Raw genomic sequence first — 13,614 nt, 5'->3', positions numbered from 1 at the left:
TCTAGTGGGTGATATTGTGATTGGCTAGTTTGTCGTCACACTCTCTAAGCCGCCTGGCCATCTCTCTGGAGAGATTAAGCAGGAGTATGCCGAAGTCAGTCGGGAAGGTTTCGTGTAAAGAGTGGAACAGACTGCAGGATATTTTAAGTGCAATGCTGTCTTCCCCGGCGAAGGCATCTCCGACCCTATTATGCAGACCTATCATTGCTACCGATCCTATTTCCTGACCAAATTGGTAGTTACGGATATGCGTGGATTGGTGTTTGCCGGCTTTGTAGAACTGGATGGTGCCTTTTAGCACAACAAAGAAGTTGTCGCCGGGTGAGTCGTATGCAAATAATTGATCCCCTTTATCCAGCTGGAAGATGATGCCATTTTCCAGCAGATAAGTGAGAGCGTTGTTTGATAGTGCGCCTAGCGTCGAAGCGTTGTGGAAATAATCTATTCCAAATTTTTCTATTAATTCAGCGCCTGTCAAATTTTGCATTTTATATTTCCCACGCCCGCGTAATAACGGAACATCTACTACCTTACAGCAATTATAGGCCAATAAAGCTTGGCCGGGCAATTACCCTTCTCTTTCAGAAGTTCACTGCCTGAGTCCCGATGTTTAATTAGTCACGCAGTACACACTCTGAATGCCTTGAGAAAAATTAGTGTCGTGGTTTGATAATTAGACAAGCAACAACATTTCTCGCGGCTCACCCAGAAGAGGTTTGGTTCTACATGTGCTTTTTATCTGGTGCGTGGTGCACTACTGAATAGAAATGATGAAAATGACAGAATAAAGTGAAGTAATAATCTGTTAAAGTGGGCATCCCATCAGTGAGTCGTTGTGATCTTGCTGCCACTAGACTAAGAGCATACATGTGACTAATAACGATATTTTACGTCGCCTTCGCTATACCTTCGATTTTAATGATTCCAAAATGATTGAAATTTTTCGGCTTGCAGACCATCAGGTAACAAGAGCACAAATTTCGGGGTGTTTAAAAAAAGAAGAAGACGCCGAATATCTGCGCTGTAGTGATCGCGAATTTGCTATTTTTCTGAATGGTCTGATAAATGACATGCGTGGCAAAAAAGAGGGGGCGGCACCTGAACCTGAGCGTGTATTAAACAATAATATTATTTTCAGGAAATTGAAAATCGCATTAAACATGACGGCTGAAGATATTCTTGATGTGATGTCAGAAGCTAACAACCAGATCAGCAAGCATGAGCTGAGTGCTTTTTTTCGTAAGCAGGATCACCAGAATTATCGCGATTGCCAGGATCAGGTATTACGTAATTTCCTCTCAGGTGTGCAGCATAAATATCGTGATAAGCAGAAAAAGTTACCTGTTTGAACAGCGATTACACCTCAGCGATTGCTGGACGTCATCCAGCAATCTTCTATGCAGAGATTGATCGGCTCTTGTGACTGAATGCTCAGAGCCTTAGCCCCCGTGTCTTATTTCGCGCCTGTTTCTTCAGCTTTTTTAACACGAATAATATTGTCGCCAACTTTTGTGCCGTTTAGTGTTTTTATGGCGGCCTTGGCATCACCTATTTTGGGCATCTCGACAAAAGCAAAGCCCTTGGATTTTCCATTGTGCTGATCTAACACCAAATTGCAGGATTGGACTGCGCCATGAGCCTCGAACATTGCCAGAAGTTCTGCTTCGGTAGTCGAGCGGGAAAGATTGCGGATCAATATTTTCATGAAGTGGCCGTGTTCTTAAATGGTGAATGAAGAGAAAAAATAATTATCGTGATATTAGCAGAGATCGGCTCTGAGCCCAATCATGTGAGTCTGGCTATGTGATAAATGCGCCTTAAGTTCGCTGATCTCTGTGTTGCTTAGCTCACGGCTTTGATTCAGCGCTAAGCTAGTTAACGTTAAATTCAAAATACGAATACGTTGCAGGTCTATGACTTTATAACCCAGCGAACGTGCCATTCGTCTGATTTGACGGTTCAGCCCTTGTGTCAAAGTGATTTCGAAACGGTTTTTACTCAGTAGCTTAAGTTGACAAGGCCGTGTTAAAACGCCATCCAGCTCGATTCCCTGGCTCATTCTTTGTTGAAAGTCAGCGCCAATATCGGGTTGTTGGTAGTGCGGCTCAACGCTTACCCGATAGGTTTTAGGATGTGAATAATCAGGTGATAATAAGCGCTGACATAAAATACCGTCGTTGGTGAGCAGCATTAACCCGTGGGAGTCTTTATCAATCCGGCCAACCGGGAATAAACGTGTGGGTCGCGTTACATGGTTAACAATACTGTGGGGATTGTCAGCAACACAATTACAGTCGATCCCCACGGGTTTATTGTAAATAACATAGCAGCATTGGTCGGGCAATATGGCTTTTCGTCCGTCAGCAATTATCGCTTCATCACCGGCTACTGTTGCAGGATGCTCAGCAATGTTGCCATTAATGCTAACGAGGCCGTCAGCGATCATTTTAATAGCCGCACGCCGTGAACAGATGCCGGCGTGTACTAAGAACTGTGTCAGGCGCATTAGCTACTCAGAATTTTAAGCGGTAAGGCCAGTGCCTGGTTTTCACCCTGGCCGAGAATCCAGATAATCGCGCTTAAGCCGCCGAGCGTTGTAAAATACCAGAGGGCTGAAATAAGCTGACCGTAACGATCCAGTGGTAACAGTTCACTAAAGTGACGCCGCTTCCACTCAAACAAGATCTCTATACTGCCAATGGCTAATAAAAAACCTAACAGTGCCATACCAAAATAATAGCTGGCAAAAATACCACCGACAGCCGCCAGCACACAAGCAATCAAGCCCACTACAGAGTTCATGGAAAAGGCGATACTTTTTAAAATATGCCCGCCATCCAATGGGAGTACCGGCAGGAGGTTAAACAGGTTGAGCAAAGCATTGAATACCGCTAACCCTGCGAACAGTTCGATATCGGTAATCCAATAGACCAGCAGGCATACGCAAGACAGAATGAAACCAAAAAATGGTCCCATAATCGAGATGTAGACATCTTGCCAACGCGTGTTTATTTTGTCATCGGATAGTGCCAGGCCTCCAACGAAGGGGATCAGGTAAATCCCTTTGGTTTTTAAGCCAAAATATTTCATGGCGCGGATGTGCCCATATTCATGAAATACCAGGCAAAGAATCAACGCAATGGCGAATTGAATTGAAAAAAGCCAAGTGTAAGCTGCTAAACTACCCGCTGCAAAAAGCACTTTTATAACTTTTGCGCTTTTGAATAATTTGAGAGCCAGTGAGCCGAGCCCAATGATGCTGATTTTATTCGGCGTTTTAGGACGCTGCACGACTTCCTGGTGCTCAATGTCTTTTTCATTTAGCGTGCTTTGGCTTATTATTTCATCGTTGATATGTAGCTGATACTGTAATGAAAAAGGCTGCCAGGTTAGATCGACACTCAGTTTGCATTGAATTTCAGTCTGGTCTGCCTGTAAAGTGAACAGATGAACGGGGTTCGAAGCAGGATCGGCGCTGGCATTATGTTGCGACACCAGTTGATTATCCCAGTATAAAGCCTGCCAGCCAGCCATTGAGCCTTCGAGTCTTAACTCTCGCCCAAGGCAGTCTATTCGTAATAATTGCAAACTGATGTTCCATATAAATGATTAGAAGCGCAAATTATCGCTGATTCCATCAATCAGGCAAGTGATACTCGGTTTTTATTCTTCTGCTAAGCAATTGATATAGTCATCGCTATATTAAAAGACACTGGAAATACCACTTATGGCCAACAAGGCGTTTATCCTTCAGCGGATCTGTATTTTTGCTGGAATAGAGTTTGATCCTGATTCTGATGAACAGGTAGTAGAAATTTTACGTGATAAATTTAATCTTTCGCTGCCACAGCGCCGCTCAATGGACGACTCTTTGTCAGCGGTTGCCAGTGATCATGATATTATTAAATTGATTATCGAGTATCGCTCATTAGGAAAAGTAAAAAAGAACTCACCGTATATACATGATGTTTAGTTATTGGTGAGCTGTAGTGATGAGCACTTAATGATGGTTTACTAATGTAGTTAATGCAATATGGTTAATACCAGAAATAAGCAGCAAAAATTAACCAGGAAACGAGTAACAGCAACCAAGGTACTAGGATCTTTAGTTGAGATCGTGGTTTGCTGGCTGCTGATCTTGTCTGTGCGTCTTTTAAGCCGCTTTCCTCTGGTCGTGTGTTGTCAGTAGAACGTGCATTAACCGGTTTTATTTTTTTCTTCTGGCGGTCCAGGTCGCGTGCTTTGGCTTTTTGCTGTTTTTTGTACAGATCAATGCCTTTTTGAATCCCCTGTGCGATCAGTTTGCTCTGCTCTTTTGTTTGGCCTGGCTTTTGAGTAGCGCGGGTGATATTCATCGCTTCTGTTTTGGTTTCATCTGAAACTGTGCTTTTGGCTTGCCGGCTCATTCTTATATCCTTGATGTGGAATGCATTCAGTATAATCTGTGTATTTTCGCAAGCGTGCTAGCTCTTGTTTAAAGGGCGCTAGTATAAACGGCGATTGGATAAAGAGCACTTGCATAAACAGCGCTTGTTTCACGCTTTTGTTCTCCGTATATTTTCACTTTACTATTTTTCCAGAGAAAATTTATGTCTAAAGTTGTTGTTACTTTTGAGTATGAAAAAGAAACCAAAAACAGCGTGCGTTATCAGGAAGTTCCGGAAGAGGGAAAAGCACCTATTATGGGATCTTTGTATGTGCAGAAATGGTTTGCCGGGAATACAAAATCTCTTGAGATCACTATCGAAAAGAAGGATTAAAGAGTGATATGCCAGTTTTAGCGATCAGAAATGCCACTGATGATGATGCTGGAGTAATTCTTCAGTTTGTTAGGGAATTGGCTGCTTATGAAAAAGCAGAGCATGAAGTATTGGCGACAGAGTCATCTATCAGAGAATCGATTTTTTCAGAAGAGTCGGCAACCAAAGCTGTCATTTGCGAAAGCAATGGTCAGCCTGTAGGGCTGGCAGTCTATTTTTTGAATTACTCTACGTGGTTGGCTAAGCACGGTTTGTATTTAGAAGATCTATACGTAACGCCTGCTGCTCGCGGTACCGGTGCTGGTAAGGCCTTACTGAAACATCTTGCACAAATAGCGGTCAAAAAAAATTGTGGCAGGTTTGAATGGAGCGTGCTCGATTGGAACGAACCCGCGATTCAGTTTTATCAGTCATTAGGTGCCAAACCGCAAAATGAATGGGTTGGCTATCGGCTCTCAGGCCAGGCCTTGCAGGATTTGGCGAACTCATAAAAGTAAGCCATAAAAGAAAGAGATAAAGATAAATCAAACGAAGCTAGTCAAACAATGCTAGTCAAACAAAGCTAGTTAAAAAGGTGACTCGAACCTTGACTCACCTCATTAGCCTGAAAAAACCAGGAGGTTGCTATGTCAGAATTTAATGGAGTAACGGGTAGCTGTTTATGTGGGGGCGTACATGTTCAGGTAGCCAAAGTCGCGAATAAGGTGGGAGCCTGTCACTGTGGGATGTGCCGAAAGTGGGGCGGAGGACCCTTGCTGGCGGTGGATTGCGGCACTGAGGTGACATTTACAGGAGAAGAGAATATTACCACTTTCGCTTCTTCTGAATGGGCCAAACGAGGGTTTTGTAAACAGTGTGGGACTCATCTGTTTTATCACTTAAATGAGAATAATCAATATATCATGCCGGTAGGATTGCTAGAGAATATTGATGAGTTGCTATTTGATCATCAGATCTTTATTGATAAGAAGCCGTCTTACTATAGCTTTTCAAATAAAACGGCCGATATGACAGAAGCAGAAGTATTTGCAATGTACGGTGCTTAGCTTAGGTTCTTGAGGTTATCTAATGGGCTATCTAAAGAGCACCAATCATTAAGCTGAGCCCAATCAGAATCAATAATAAAAACGCAAAGCGACGCATATTGGTAGTGCTCAGCGGTGGTGGATAGCGCTTTCCGATCCAGGTAAAGAACATCACCATCGGGATGCAAATCAGCGAAAATGTCAGCATATCGACGCTTAGCCCGCCCTGGAATCCTACCATGATAATTCGGCCAGCAGAGCTTATCAGAAAGATACATAGCAGACATAAGCGAATGGTTTTGAGTTCAAAGGGTTGCCGGTAAAACAGATAAACTAACGGCGGGCCGGCCATACTGAACATACCCGCTAAAAAACCTGCGGCAACACCGGAGACCACAAATACCGCATCGGGTGACGGCTTTTCTAGGGGCTCGGGGCGAAGCATAATCAATAACCCGCCAGTAAAAATAGTAATACCCAGAAGGAGTTGCAGCATATTGTTGAATGAATCACTGAGGTATTCCAGTAAGATCAGGCCGGCTAGCAGCGCTGGAAATATCCCTACACAGGTGATGGCGACCCGCTTCAGATCGAGCTCATGAAAGCTGCCTTTAATGGCGACAACGCCATTGATCAGCACCACTGCACTGATGACTACCGAGGTGAATGCAATGGGTGCCAGCTCAAAAGCAGTGACAGCTCCCATGACAATCATACCTAAAGCAAATCCTGTTACGGTTTGCACATAGGTGGCAAAGGCAATGATGGCGATAAAAGGTATTAGCGTCTCTGGGCCCATAAGATGTCATGGTTACTCTGTTAATGTGGCAGCTTGTTTACAGTGGGTGAGTTGCATTCTTTGAATATACGACTGCTGCAACGATCACAGATGTCGCGATCGAGTTGGTCATATATTTTTCTAATCGCTTCCCCTTTGGACTGAAAAAATGCCTGTTCTCCGAGGCTTTCAAAATACTCTTCACGCCTTAGATATTCATTGACCTGTTTTTTAAGATTGGTCAGATAAAGCGCCTTTCCCATGTTTTGGCGGCGCTTGGCTTCCTGCATTAGCATTTCGGCTCCGGCAATATCTATATGATTCATGCCGTCACCGATAATGAGTACATTGGGTTCGATGATGCTTTCAAGGTAGTCCTTAACATAGTTAACGGAACCGAAGAATAAAGAGCCTTCAATACGGATAATTTTCAGCTGCGGACAACGAGGCTGGGTGACTGATGCAATACCGAAAAACGGTCTGCTGGAATTAGGGGCGGGCAGTATTTCTACAATACTGGGTTGAGAAGTACGCTTCAGATAAAACACCAGTGACAAGATAACGCCTAAGTAGATAGCAAACTCAAGCGCCATAACGAGAGTGGCCACAAACGTCACTATCAGCACTGCAAACTCAGATTTACCGGCGCGGAAGATAAGCTTGATGTGATGAAAATCAATCAGGTTATATGACACTATCAGCAGTAACCCCGCCATACTGGGAATGGGGATGAAACGTGTCATTTCAGAGAACAACAGTACGATAACTGCCAGTGATATAGCGGCGATAATAGCCGCTAGCGGGGTTTTTGCACCGGAGCTAAAGTTAACGCCCGTGCGGGTAAACGAGCCAGAAGACGCGTAAGAAGAAAATAGTGAGCCGACAATGTTTGAAAGTGCCTGGCCATAAAACTCCTGATTGCCGTTTATAGATTGATGCGAGCGTGTGGCTACAGAGCGAGCAATCGAGACGGCTTCGACTAAACCTAATAAGCCGATAGCGATGGCTCCAGGCGCCAAGGCATAAAACACACTGGAATTAAGACTAGGAAGCATAAAGGGAGGCAAGCTGCCGGGGATCGCGCCAACGAGCGTAATGTTGTGTTCGTCAGCTCCTAACCACCATACATACACGCTGCTGATGATCATAGCCAGAAGCATGTTAGGCCAGCGTGGTAACAGACGTTTAAAAATCAGGCAGGTAACAACGGTGACAGCGGCGACAGAAAGTGCATAAAAATTGGTGCTGTGTACGGCTGAAAATACGCCAGACCATGTCGAGAGGAAAGAGCCACTACTCTCTATCGAAATACCTAAAATGTTTTTAACCTGGCTGGAGGCAATAACGATAGCCGCTCCGGTTGTGAAGCCAACTACCACAGAGTGCGATACAAAATTAACCAGGGTTCCGAAACGGAAAAAGGCTAACAATAACTGAAATAACCCCGCCATGAGGGTGAGCGCTAGAACTAAATTAATAAATTCCGGTGAACCGGGAGTCGCCAGTGGGCTAACTGTGGTAAATACAACAATCGATAATGCGGCTGTTGGACCAGAAATAAGATGCCATGAGGAGCCAAACAGAGCAGCAATAATGGCAGGGATAATCGCCGCGTATAAACCGTATTCAGGCGGCATGCCGGCAATCAGTGCGTAGGCCACCCCTTGGGGCAGTACGATGACAGCGTTGGTGATACCCGCAAAAAGATCATCACGCGCTTTGTCCCTCGTGATAAGGCGAGACCATACCAGAAAGGGAAACAAGCGAACCCAGTTAAATGGCGGCTTGTTTGGTTGGTTCTGCATAAGACTGACTCTAGTGATTGATTTGTCTTAATTTTTTATTATGGCATATCAATCACTATGTTCTTAGTGAAAGTGCATATAGCCTGCAGAGATTTCATCTTTCACTGCAATAATATTACTATGATCTCCCGTTATGTCGTTACAGGGATTTTCATGTCATACCCCATCGAAAAAAAATTGGTCATCGCTGTATCATCCAGCGCTTTATTTGATCTCTCTGAATCCAACTCGATCTTTGTCGAGCAAGGGCCAAAGGCATACAAACAGTTCCAGCAAGACAACCTTGAGAAGGTATTGGGTAAAGGCGTTGCATTCCCTTTTATCAAGCGATTCTTAAATATTAATAATCGGTTTGCGCAGCAGGAGCCGGTCGAAGTTGTTTTGTTGTCGCGAAACTCTGCGGCCACCGGTAAGCGTGTTTTCAGGTCTATCCAGGCATATGGGTTAAATATTACACGTGCCGCCTTTGTGGAAGGGAAGTCTCCCTTTGAGTATGTGCCGGCATTTAATGCGTCGCTGTTTCTCTCTGCCAATGAAAAAGATGTGCAAAATGCTATCGATGCGGGCTTTCCAGCCGGTGTGGTGTTACCGGGAGAATCCGTGAATGATGAGGGTAGTGAAGAGCTGAGAATTGCGTTCGATTTTGATGGTGTGATTGCGGATGATGAATCTGAAGCTGTTTTTAAAAAGGGCGACCTTCCTATTTTTCAAAAGCATGAAGTGGATAACTCCCATATCCCTCATAAACCAGGGCCTTTGGCTGACTTATTTAAAAAGCTGTCATTTTTACAGAAACTTGAAGATGAAGAAGTAGAGAAAAACAGGGACTATAAACGCGTGCTGCGAACCGCGATTGTGACGGCGCGTAACGCCCCATCGCATGAGCGGGTGATTACGACACTGGAATCCTGGGGAGTCAGTGCCAACGAAACGTTTTTTCTGGGTGGTATGGCAAAAGAGCGAATCTTGTCGCGGCTCAAGCCACACATGTTTTTCGATGATCAGCGCTCTCATCTTGAGTCCGGCGCAGGGGATATTCCTATGGTGCATATTCCTTTTGGGGTAGCGAATACGCTCAAGTGAGAAAAGCTGATAACGACTATTGAAGTTGGAAACCGTGACATTGTAGTTGGAAACTGACAATTAAAGTTGGAAACTAAAATATCCAGCGCACTACAATTAGTGTCTGAATCGCCATTTGTTCTTGAGACGCTTGTCAGCCGTCTTTTAATTGCAGTTCATTTGTATAAGTTCAAACTAGATCTGATGTTCAGGAGAGATAAGCATAAATCAAGCTGAAGCCAACTTCCTGCCCGTCACTTTTATTAACGTAATCATCATATCACTCATATTGATGTCGGTGGTTCACGACGACGACAGGCTTTCCACCTAGCTCCGATGATTTGTTTACAACGCAATAGACTCCTAAGTGCCAAAAGCAGAACTTTAGAGATTTCTAATATAGTGGCGCAACTACTAACCCTCAGTGCCAAAGCGGCATAGGCATCGGCTAATCGCGATAAAGATCCTAGAAACACATCGTACATGCTGGCAGTAAAAGTCACGAGAGAATAGCAAGTAGTAGACTATGAAGGTAATCCCCCCTTTTTTAACTATTAATTTTCGGGGGGATTATCTGAATGCCTGTACCTTCCGATACCTGATTATTATGTATGAGAGAAACCGCAGGGAATTGCAGTATACCGGCAGCCGGTTTCCAGTATAGATAAGAGAAAAGGACTGTTTGTCGACAGTCCCTTAATTTAATTTGAAACGTCAGCTCACTTTTATTTCGAGTTTCTTAGGCTCACTTGTCTCAACTTTCTTAAGCTCCAGAGACAATACTCCATTTTCGAACTTGGCATCAATCGCATCAGGGCTTACATCTGCCCCAACAGTGAACTGTCGCATATAGCTCCCTGTATGCCTTTCTTGACGAATAAGCTTTCCGTCCTTCTCCTCTTTTTCTTCTGTGTTAGTTTCGCCTTTCACGGTGAGGATGCCGTTTTCCAGCGATACATGAATATCCTCTTTTTTGATACCGGGAAGATCTACATTCACTAAATACTTACTATCTGTTTCGTGTACATCAATAGCAGGAAACCAGTTACCCATTCGTCTTTCTGTCGGCATAAAAAAATCATTCAAAAATGAATCGTCAAATAATCGATTAAAACGAGTCAGATTACCCATAACCCTATACTCCTTTATTGTTTACGATGAATTTAAATGCTCTCAGTTCGATGAAGCATATTGATAGATTATTCTTTTTGAAGAACCTCAGATATGCTTCCGGTAAATTTGAGTTTTATTTTAATTTTTTCAGTAAAAATTGAGATGCTTATTAACCAATATCACACGCTACGGATGGTAAAGATATTATTAAATTGGTTATTATAGAATGCGTTTTAGCTTTTCGGCTGTTTACCCTCAAGGGCTTTGATCAACAGAAGTGAATGGTGATGAGTTACTGCCCTTAGTGTAAGTGATGAAGAAAAATCTTCATCACTTTCCTAACCAGGCACTTGTATCAATCAAGCGCTTTTGCGAGTGCTAGCGGTTTTGTTCGAGCCGCCGTTTTGTTTATGCGCAGAGATGTTAATTGTCTCTTCAATTTTCTCCTGGGCATACTGCATGAGTTTGCCGGCATCAGCCATCCCATACATATCAGACATACCAGAAATATTTTTTTCTATGATGTTCATTAATTGTTCTTTAGTTTCTGTCAGTACGGTGACTTCCTTTTCAGTAATACTCGCCAATTTTTCGTCAAACTTCTTGAAAAATTTAATCTGTAGCTCAAACACGTCTTTCGGCTCTCGCACGCTGCTCAGTGCTTGCATCTGCGCCAGTCCAATGTTGAACAGGTCAGTCATATATTCAGTCTGAAGAGCGATTAACTTTTCCGCAGCTGATTTATTGATGTCAGTAATCATAGTTACAGGCACCAAGGTTTCTTTAAGATCTTTCATTGTATCTTGGGGCATTTCTTTGTCCTCGGTTAAGTGTTTTCAAACGGGCGTATCAGATCAATTATTCGCCTTACACCCGTTATTTCAATCTAATTGAGCGGGCCCAAATTAAATTTGAGATGGGAAATAACGAAAAATATAAGTGATGGGATTCATAAAGGGGAGTGATGAGGTTTGAATTTCTTCAAAAACAGGTACTTAAATTTTATGTTTTTTCCTATATGTTTATATCTTTTTTATATAAATAAAATTTATATTTTTTAAATTGTTCCTTTCTTAAAAAAATTTAAGGAAAGCTCATTTTAATTGATTACAACATTGTGAGTATTATTAAATATTGCGTGGTATAAATCTGTTTTTGGAGAGCGATGAAATGTGCAATCAGATGATGCACAAGGTGCAATTAATTAAAAAATATGTACCTATGTTTACTGCATTTAGCGAATCTACAACAAAAGATCTGTTCACTATTCAATCAGAGTATATGCTTAAACAGCTCAACAATGTCATGTTAAGGTGTCGAGCGCTCAGTCAGATAGAGAGCAGTAACAGCCCTATGGAGAATCAGCTTAAATATTTTGAAGGCGTTAGCAATGAACTGTCTGAAATAACGGGGCAAGAAATACGTCTTTTGAAGTATTACAAAAATAAACTAATAGACCTTTTAGACAGAAATATGACTAAAGCTCCTCTAATCTCGGTATCGTATCGGTTGACTGAGGATAAGAAAATATCAGTCGTTAGTGTACAAAACCATAAAGAACACATACACCCATCACATAATAAAGAGTTAAATCAATACAGTGAAGGGGCTTAAAAAAGTAGGTTTGGATAACTTAGCCACTCAAATTTTATAAGCAAATTATAAACAGAGGGTATTGTGATGAGTTATCACAAGGGCATGGCGAATTTAGTAGTTTATAAAACCTATTCCGATCAATGAATAGTCTTTGTGACTACCAGATGCTTACCCGCATGGAGTAACACAAAGTGTAACGGCATTAAATGTATGCCGCTAACGATTGAGGTTTTTTATGTTGGAATGGAAAAAAGAATCGAATTATGTAATCCATGAATCCGGCTTTACGGTTATCGTAGAAGAGGGTCCGTTCAATGAACCCTCCTCAATCCTGATTGAAAAGTCTGAGGGGGTGAGTGCAATAGAGCAGGCAAAATTGATCAGAGAAGCTATGACAATTCTCCGCTCAAAAACGCATGACGACAGTAATCAGATATCACTTACAGAACACAAAAAACTACATATGTCTGGCACAAAAACACGTCAAAAAGTCACATCAAAAATAGCACCCCTGAAAAACAATACACCCAGAATAACGGTTAAAAAGAAACGAAAAGCATGTATGCCAGAACCAACTTAAGAGCATTGAATGTAGGTCTTTTTACACCACACATTGATCCTGCGAGGCCCTATAAAGGGTCGATGAGCGACCATCCTTGTCGCTTGAATACGATCCTTATACCTCAGTTTCTTCCGACATTTCCAGGGCATCATCTACATCTATTCCTAAATACCGTACAGTACTTTCTAGCTTGGTATGACCCAGCAGAAGCTGCACAGCACGCAAGTTTTTAGTCCTTGCATATATCAGAGCAGGTTTCGTTCGTCTCATGGAATGAGTCGCGTAGGCAGAGGCATCAAGACCGATACTTATGACCCAGCGTTTAACGATACGGGCATATTGCCGAGTGCTGATATGGCGAGAACTGTTGCTTCGATTTGGAAAAAGAAAATCATTGGCCTGACTGCCAGATAAGCTTATCCATTTTGAGATGGCCTCTCTTGTTGGCGCCATCAATTCAAATCGAACAGGTGTTTGCGTCTTTTGCTGGAGTATTATTGTGCGAGACTGAATTTCAGGTCCGTGCGCAACATCTCTAACACGCAAATTCACTAAATCACAGGCCCTGAGTTTACTATCGATTGCTAGATTGAAAAGAGCTAGTTCCCTACAGTTGTTAGCGATTTGTAATCTTATGCGGATCGCCCAAATCTCTTTCAGCTTGAGAGGTTTCTTTTGGCCAACCAACTTGCCCTTGTTCCAAGGTGGGTTTTTATTGAGGAATGTCATGACAAATCTCCATTCATGGATTGGAGACTAACAGTTTATAACCGCTGAGTGAGATAGTCGCTTACCACCCAAAAGGGGATGAGGACAACAAAAAGTCTGGTCGTATTGGTTTGACAACTAACCTCCACGGAGTCGAATTAGGTCAAGCGTTTGGGCAGTCTGGTGCCAGGAGAAGACATAAATA

The 13,614-nt window shown here is 42.8% G+C and carries 18 protein-coding genes; 8 read left to right on the top strand and 10 right to left on the bottom strand.

Annotated elements, in window-relative coordinates; genetic code table 11:
• Position 1 precedes the first annotated feature (1 nt).
• Positions 2-487, bottom strand: coding sequence for a Crp/Fnr family transcriptional regulator (locus BM099_RS16600; protein WP_090729567.1), 486 nt, complete (start codon positions 485-487; stop codon positions 2-4).
• A 382-nt stretch (positions 488-869) separates the two neighbouring features.
• On the opposite strand from BM099_RS16600, the gene BM099_RS16595 reads away from it, so the two are divergent.
• On the top strand, positions 870-1,349 hold the full coding sequence (locus tag BM099_RS16595; protein WP_090729565.1) for a YehS family protein: 480 nt from the start codon (positions 870-872) through the stop codon (positions 1,347-1,349).
• 104 nt (positions 1,350-1,453) lie between these two features.
• Here BM099_RS16595 and BM099_RS16590 read toward each other — a convergent pair whose 3' ends face one another.
• The 3 genes from BM099_RS16590 to BM099_RS16580 are packed head-to-tail and all read right to left on the bottom strand — an operon-like array spanning position 1,454 to position 3,588.
• Positions 1,454-1,705 carry an RNA recognition motif domain-containing protein gene (locus BM099_RS16590; protein WP_090729563.1) on the bottom strand — a complete coding sequence of 84 codons (252 nt, stop codon included), beginning with the start codon at positions 1,703-1,705 and terminating at the stop codon, positions 1,454-1,456.
• 54 nt (positions 1,706-1,759) lie between these two features.
• Positions 1,760-2,506 (bottom strand): pseudouridine synthase, encoded by a 747-nt coding sequence (locus tag BM099_RS16585; protein ID WP_090729562.1) that lies wholly within the window; start codon positions 2,504-2,506, stop codon positions 1,760-1,762.
• On the bottom strand, positions 2,506-3,588 hold the full coding sequence (locus BM099_RS16580) for a site-2 protease family protein (RefSeq protein WP_090729560.1): 1,083 nt from the start codon (positions 3,586-3,588) through the stop codon (positions 2,506-2,508). Before BM099_RS16580 ends, BM099_RS16585 begins: the two co-directional genes overlap by 1 nt.
• Before the next feature lie 139 nt (positions 3,589-3,727).
• Here BM099_RS16580 and BM099_RS16575 point away from each other — a divergent pair, with 139 nt between their 5' ends.
• Positions 3,728-3,973, top strand: coding sequence for a hypothetical protein (locus BM099_RS16575; protein WP_090729558.1), 246 nt, complete (start codon positions 3,728-3,730; stop codon positions 3,971-3,973).
• A 64-nt stretch (positions 3,974-4,037) separates the two neighbouring features.
• On the opposite strand, the gene BM099_RS16570 is transcribed toward BM099_RS16575, so the two are convergent.
• Positions 4,038-4,406, bottom strand: coding sequence for a DUF2956 domain-containing protein (locus BM099_RS16570; protein ID WP_090729556.1), 369 nt, complete (start codon positions 4,404-4,406; stop codon positions 4,038-4,040).
• A gap of 183 nt (positions 4,407-4,589) precedes the next feature.
• Here BM099_RS16570 and BM099_RS20495 point away from each other — a divergent pair, with 183 nt between their 5' ends.
• From BM099_RS20495 to BM099_RS16560, 3 genes are all read left to right on the top strand, one after another.
• Positions 4,590-4,760, top strand: a complete 171-nt coding sequence (locus BM099_RS20495) for a hypothetical protein (RefSeq protein WP_177201213.1) — start codon at positions 4,590-4,592, stop codon at positions 4,758-4,760.
• A gap of 8 nt (positions 4,761-4,768) precedes the next feature.
• Positions 4,769-5,251, top strand: a complete 483-nt coding sequence (locus tag BM099_RS16565) for a GNAT family N-acetyltransferase (protein ID WP_090729555.1) — start codon at positions 4,769-4,771, stop codon at positions 5,249-5,251.
• Between the two features lie 135 nt (positions 5,252-5,386).
• Positions 5,387-5,806 carry a GFA family protein gene (locus tag BM099_RS16560; RefSeq protein WP_090729553.1) on the top strand — a complete coding sequence of 140 codons (420 nt, stop codon included), beginning with the start codon at positions 5,387-5,389 and terminating at the stop codon, positions 5,804-5,806.
• A 31-nt stretch (positions 5,807-5,837) separates the two neighbouring features.
• On the opposite strand, the gene BM099_RS16555 is transcribed toward BM099_RS16560, so the two are convergent.
• Positions 5,838-6,584, bottom strand: coding sequence for a sulfite exporter TauE/SafE family protein (locus BM099_RS16555; RefSeq protein WP_090729551.1), 747 nt, complete (start codon positions 6,582-6,584; stop codon positions 5,838-5,840).
• Positions 6,585-6,604: 20 nt separating this feature from the next.
• Positions 6,605-8,368, bottom strand: a complete 1,764-nt coding sequence (locus tag BM099_RS16550) for a SulP family inorganic anion transporter (RefSeq protein ID WP_090729548.1) — start codon at positions 8,366-8,368, stop codon at positions 6,605-6,607.
• Between the two features lie 153 nt (positions 8,369-8,521).
• Here BM099_RS16550 and BM099_RS16545 point away from each other — a divergent pair, with 153 nt between their 5' ends.
• Entirely contained in the window at positions 8,522-9,451 is a 930-nt protein-coding gene (locus tag BM099_RS16545; protein WP_090729546.1) for a 5'-nucleotidase, read from the top strand.
• 693 nt (positions 9,452-10,144) lie between these two features.
• Here the strand turns inward: BM099_RS16545 and BM099_RS16540 are convergent.
• Both BM099_RS16540 and BM099_RS16535 read right to left on the bottom strand, forming a co-directional pair.
• The gene (locus BM099_RS16540; RefSeq protein WP_090729544.1) at positions 10,145-10,561 is read right to left on the bottom strand and encodes an Hsp20/alpha crystallin family protein; all 417 of its coding nucleotides are present in this window, start codon (positions 10,559-10,561) and stop codon (positions 10,145-10,147) included.
• 341 nt (positions 10,562-10,902) lie between these two features.
• On the bottom strand, positions 10,903-11,355 hold the full coding sequence (locus tag BM099_RS16535; RefSeq protein WP_090729542.1) for a phasin family protein: 453 nt from the start codon (positions 11,353-11,355) through the stop codon (positions 10,903-10,905).
• Between the two features lie 382 nt (positions 11,356-11,737).
• On the opposite strand from BM099_RS16535, the gene BM099_RS16530 reads away from it, so the two are divergent.
• A complete protein-coding gene (locus tag BM099_RS16530; protein WP_177201212.1) occupies positions 11,738-12,157 on the top strand; it encodes a hypothetical protein in 420 nt (139 codons plus the stop codon).
• A gap of 217 nt (positions 12,158-12,374) precedes the next feature.
• Positions 12,375-12,719, top strand: coding sequence for a hypothetical protein (locus BM099_RS16525; RefSeq protein ID WP_090729539.1), 345 nt, complete (start codon positions 12,375-12,377; stop codon positions 12,717-12,719).
• Between the two features lie 96 nt (positions 12,720-12,815).
• Here the strand turns inward: BM099_RS16525 and BM099_RS16520 are convergent, their stop codons facing one another.
• Positions 12,816-13,430 (bottom strand): tyrosine-type recombinase/integrase, encoded by a 615-nt coding sequence (locus BM099_RS16520; RefSeq protein WP_090729537.1) that lies wholly within the window; start codon positions 13,428-13,430, stop codon positions 12,816-12,818.
• Positions 13,431-13,614 lie beyond the last annotated feature (184 nt).

Source organism: Neptunomonas qingdaonensis (genome assembly GCF_900113275.1).
Classification (GTDB): Bacteria; Pseudomonadota; Gammaproteobacteria; order Pseudomonadales; family Balneatricaceae; genus Neptunomonas; species Neptunomonas qingdaonensis.
This window is presented reverse-complemented; position numbering and strand designations above follow the sequence as displayed.

Excerpts from the sequence above, each read along its gene's own strand:
- BM099_RS16600 (WP_090729567.1), bottom strand. The coding sequence starts at position 487 with ATGCAAAATTTGACAGGCGCTGAATTAATAGAAAAATTTGGAATAGAT.
- BM099_RS16590 (WP_090729563.1), bottom strand. The coding sequence starts at position 1,705 with ATGAAAATATTGATCCGCAATCTTTCCCGCTCGACTACCGAAGCAGAA.
- BM099_RS16585 (WP_090729562.1), bottom strand. The coding sequence starts at position 2,506 with ATGCGCCTGACACAGTTCTTAGTACACGCCGGCATCTGTTCACGGCGT.
- BM099_RS16575 (WP_090729558.1), top strand. The coding sequence starts at position 3,728 with ATGGCCAACAAGGCGTTTATCCTTCAGCGGATCTGTATTTTTGCTGGA.
- BM099_RS16570 (WP_090729556.1), bottom strand. The coding sequence starts at position 4,406 with ATGAGCCGGCAAGCCAAAAGCACAGTTTCAGATGAAACCAAAACAGAA.
- BM099_RS20495 (WP_177201213.1), top strand. The coding sequence starts at position 4,590 with ATGTCTAAAGTTGTTGTTACTTTTGAGTATGAAAAAGAAACCAAAAAC.
- BM099_RS16565 (WP_090729555.1), top strand. The coding sequence starts at position 4,769 with ATGCCAGTTTTAGCGATCAGAAATGCCACTGATGATGATGCTGGAGTA.
- BM099_RS16560 (WP_090729553.1), top strand. The coding sequence starts at position 5,387 with ATGTCAGAATTTAATGGAGTAACGGGTAGCTGTTTATGTGGGGGCGTA.
- BM099_RS16555 (WP_090729551.1), bottom strand. The coding sequence starts at position 6,584 with ATGGGCCCAGAGACGCTAATACCTTTTATCGCCATCATTGCCTTTGCC.
- BM099_RS16550 (WP_090729548.1), bottom strand. The coding sequence starts at position 8,368 with ATGCAGAACCAACCAAACAAGCCGCCATTTAACTGGGTTCGCTTGTTT.
- BM099_RS16545 (WP_090729546.1), top strand. The coding sequence starts at position 8,522 with ATGTCATACCCCATCGAAAAAAAATTGGTCATCGCTGTATCATCCAGC.
- BM099_RS16540 (WP_090729544.1), bottom strand. The coding sequence starts at position 10,561 with ATGGGTAATCTGACTCGTTTTAATCGATTATTTGACGATTCATTTTTG.
- BM099_RS16535 (WP_090729542.1), bottom strand. The coding sequence starts at position 11,355 with ATGCCCCAAGATACAATGAAAGATCTTAAAGAAACCTTGGTGCCTGTA.
- BM099_RS16525 (WP_090729539.1), top strand. The coding sequence starts at position 12,375 with ATGTTGGAATGGAAAAAAGAATCGAATTATGTAATCCATGAATCCGGC.
- BM099_RS16520 (WP_090729537.1), bottom strand. The coding sequence starts at position 13,430 with ATGACATTCCTCAATAAAAACCCACCTTGGAACAAGGGCAAGTTGGTT.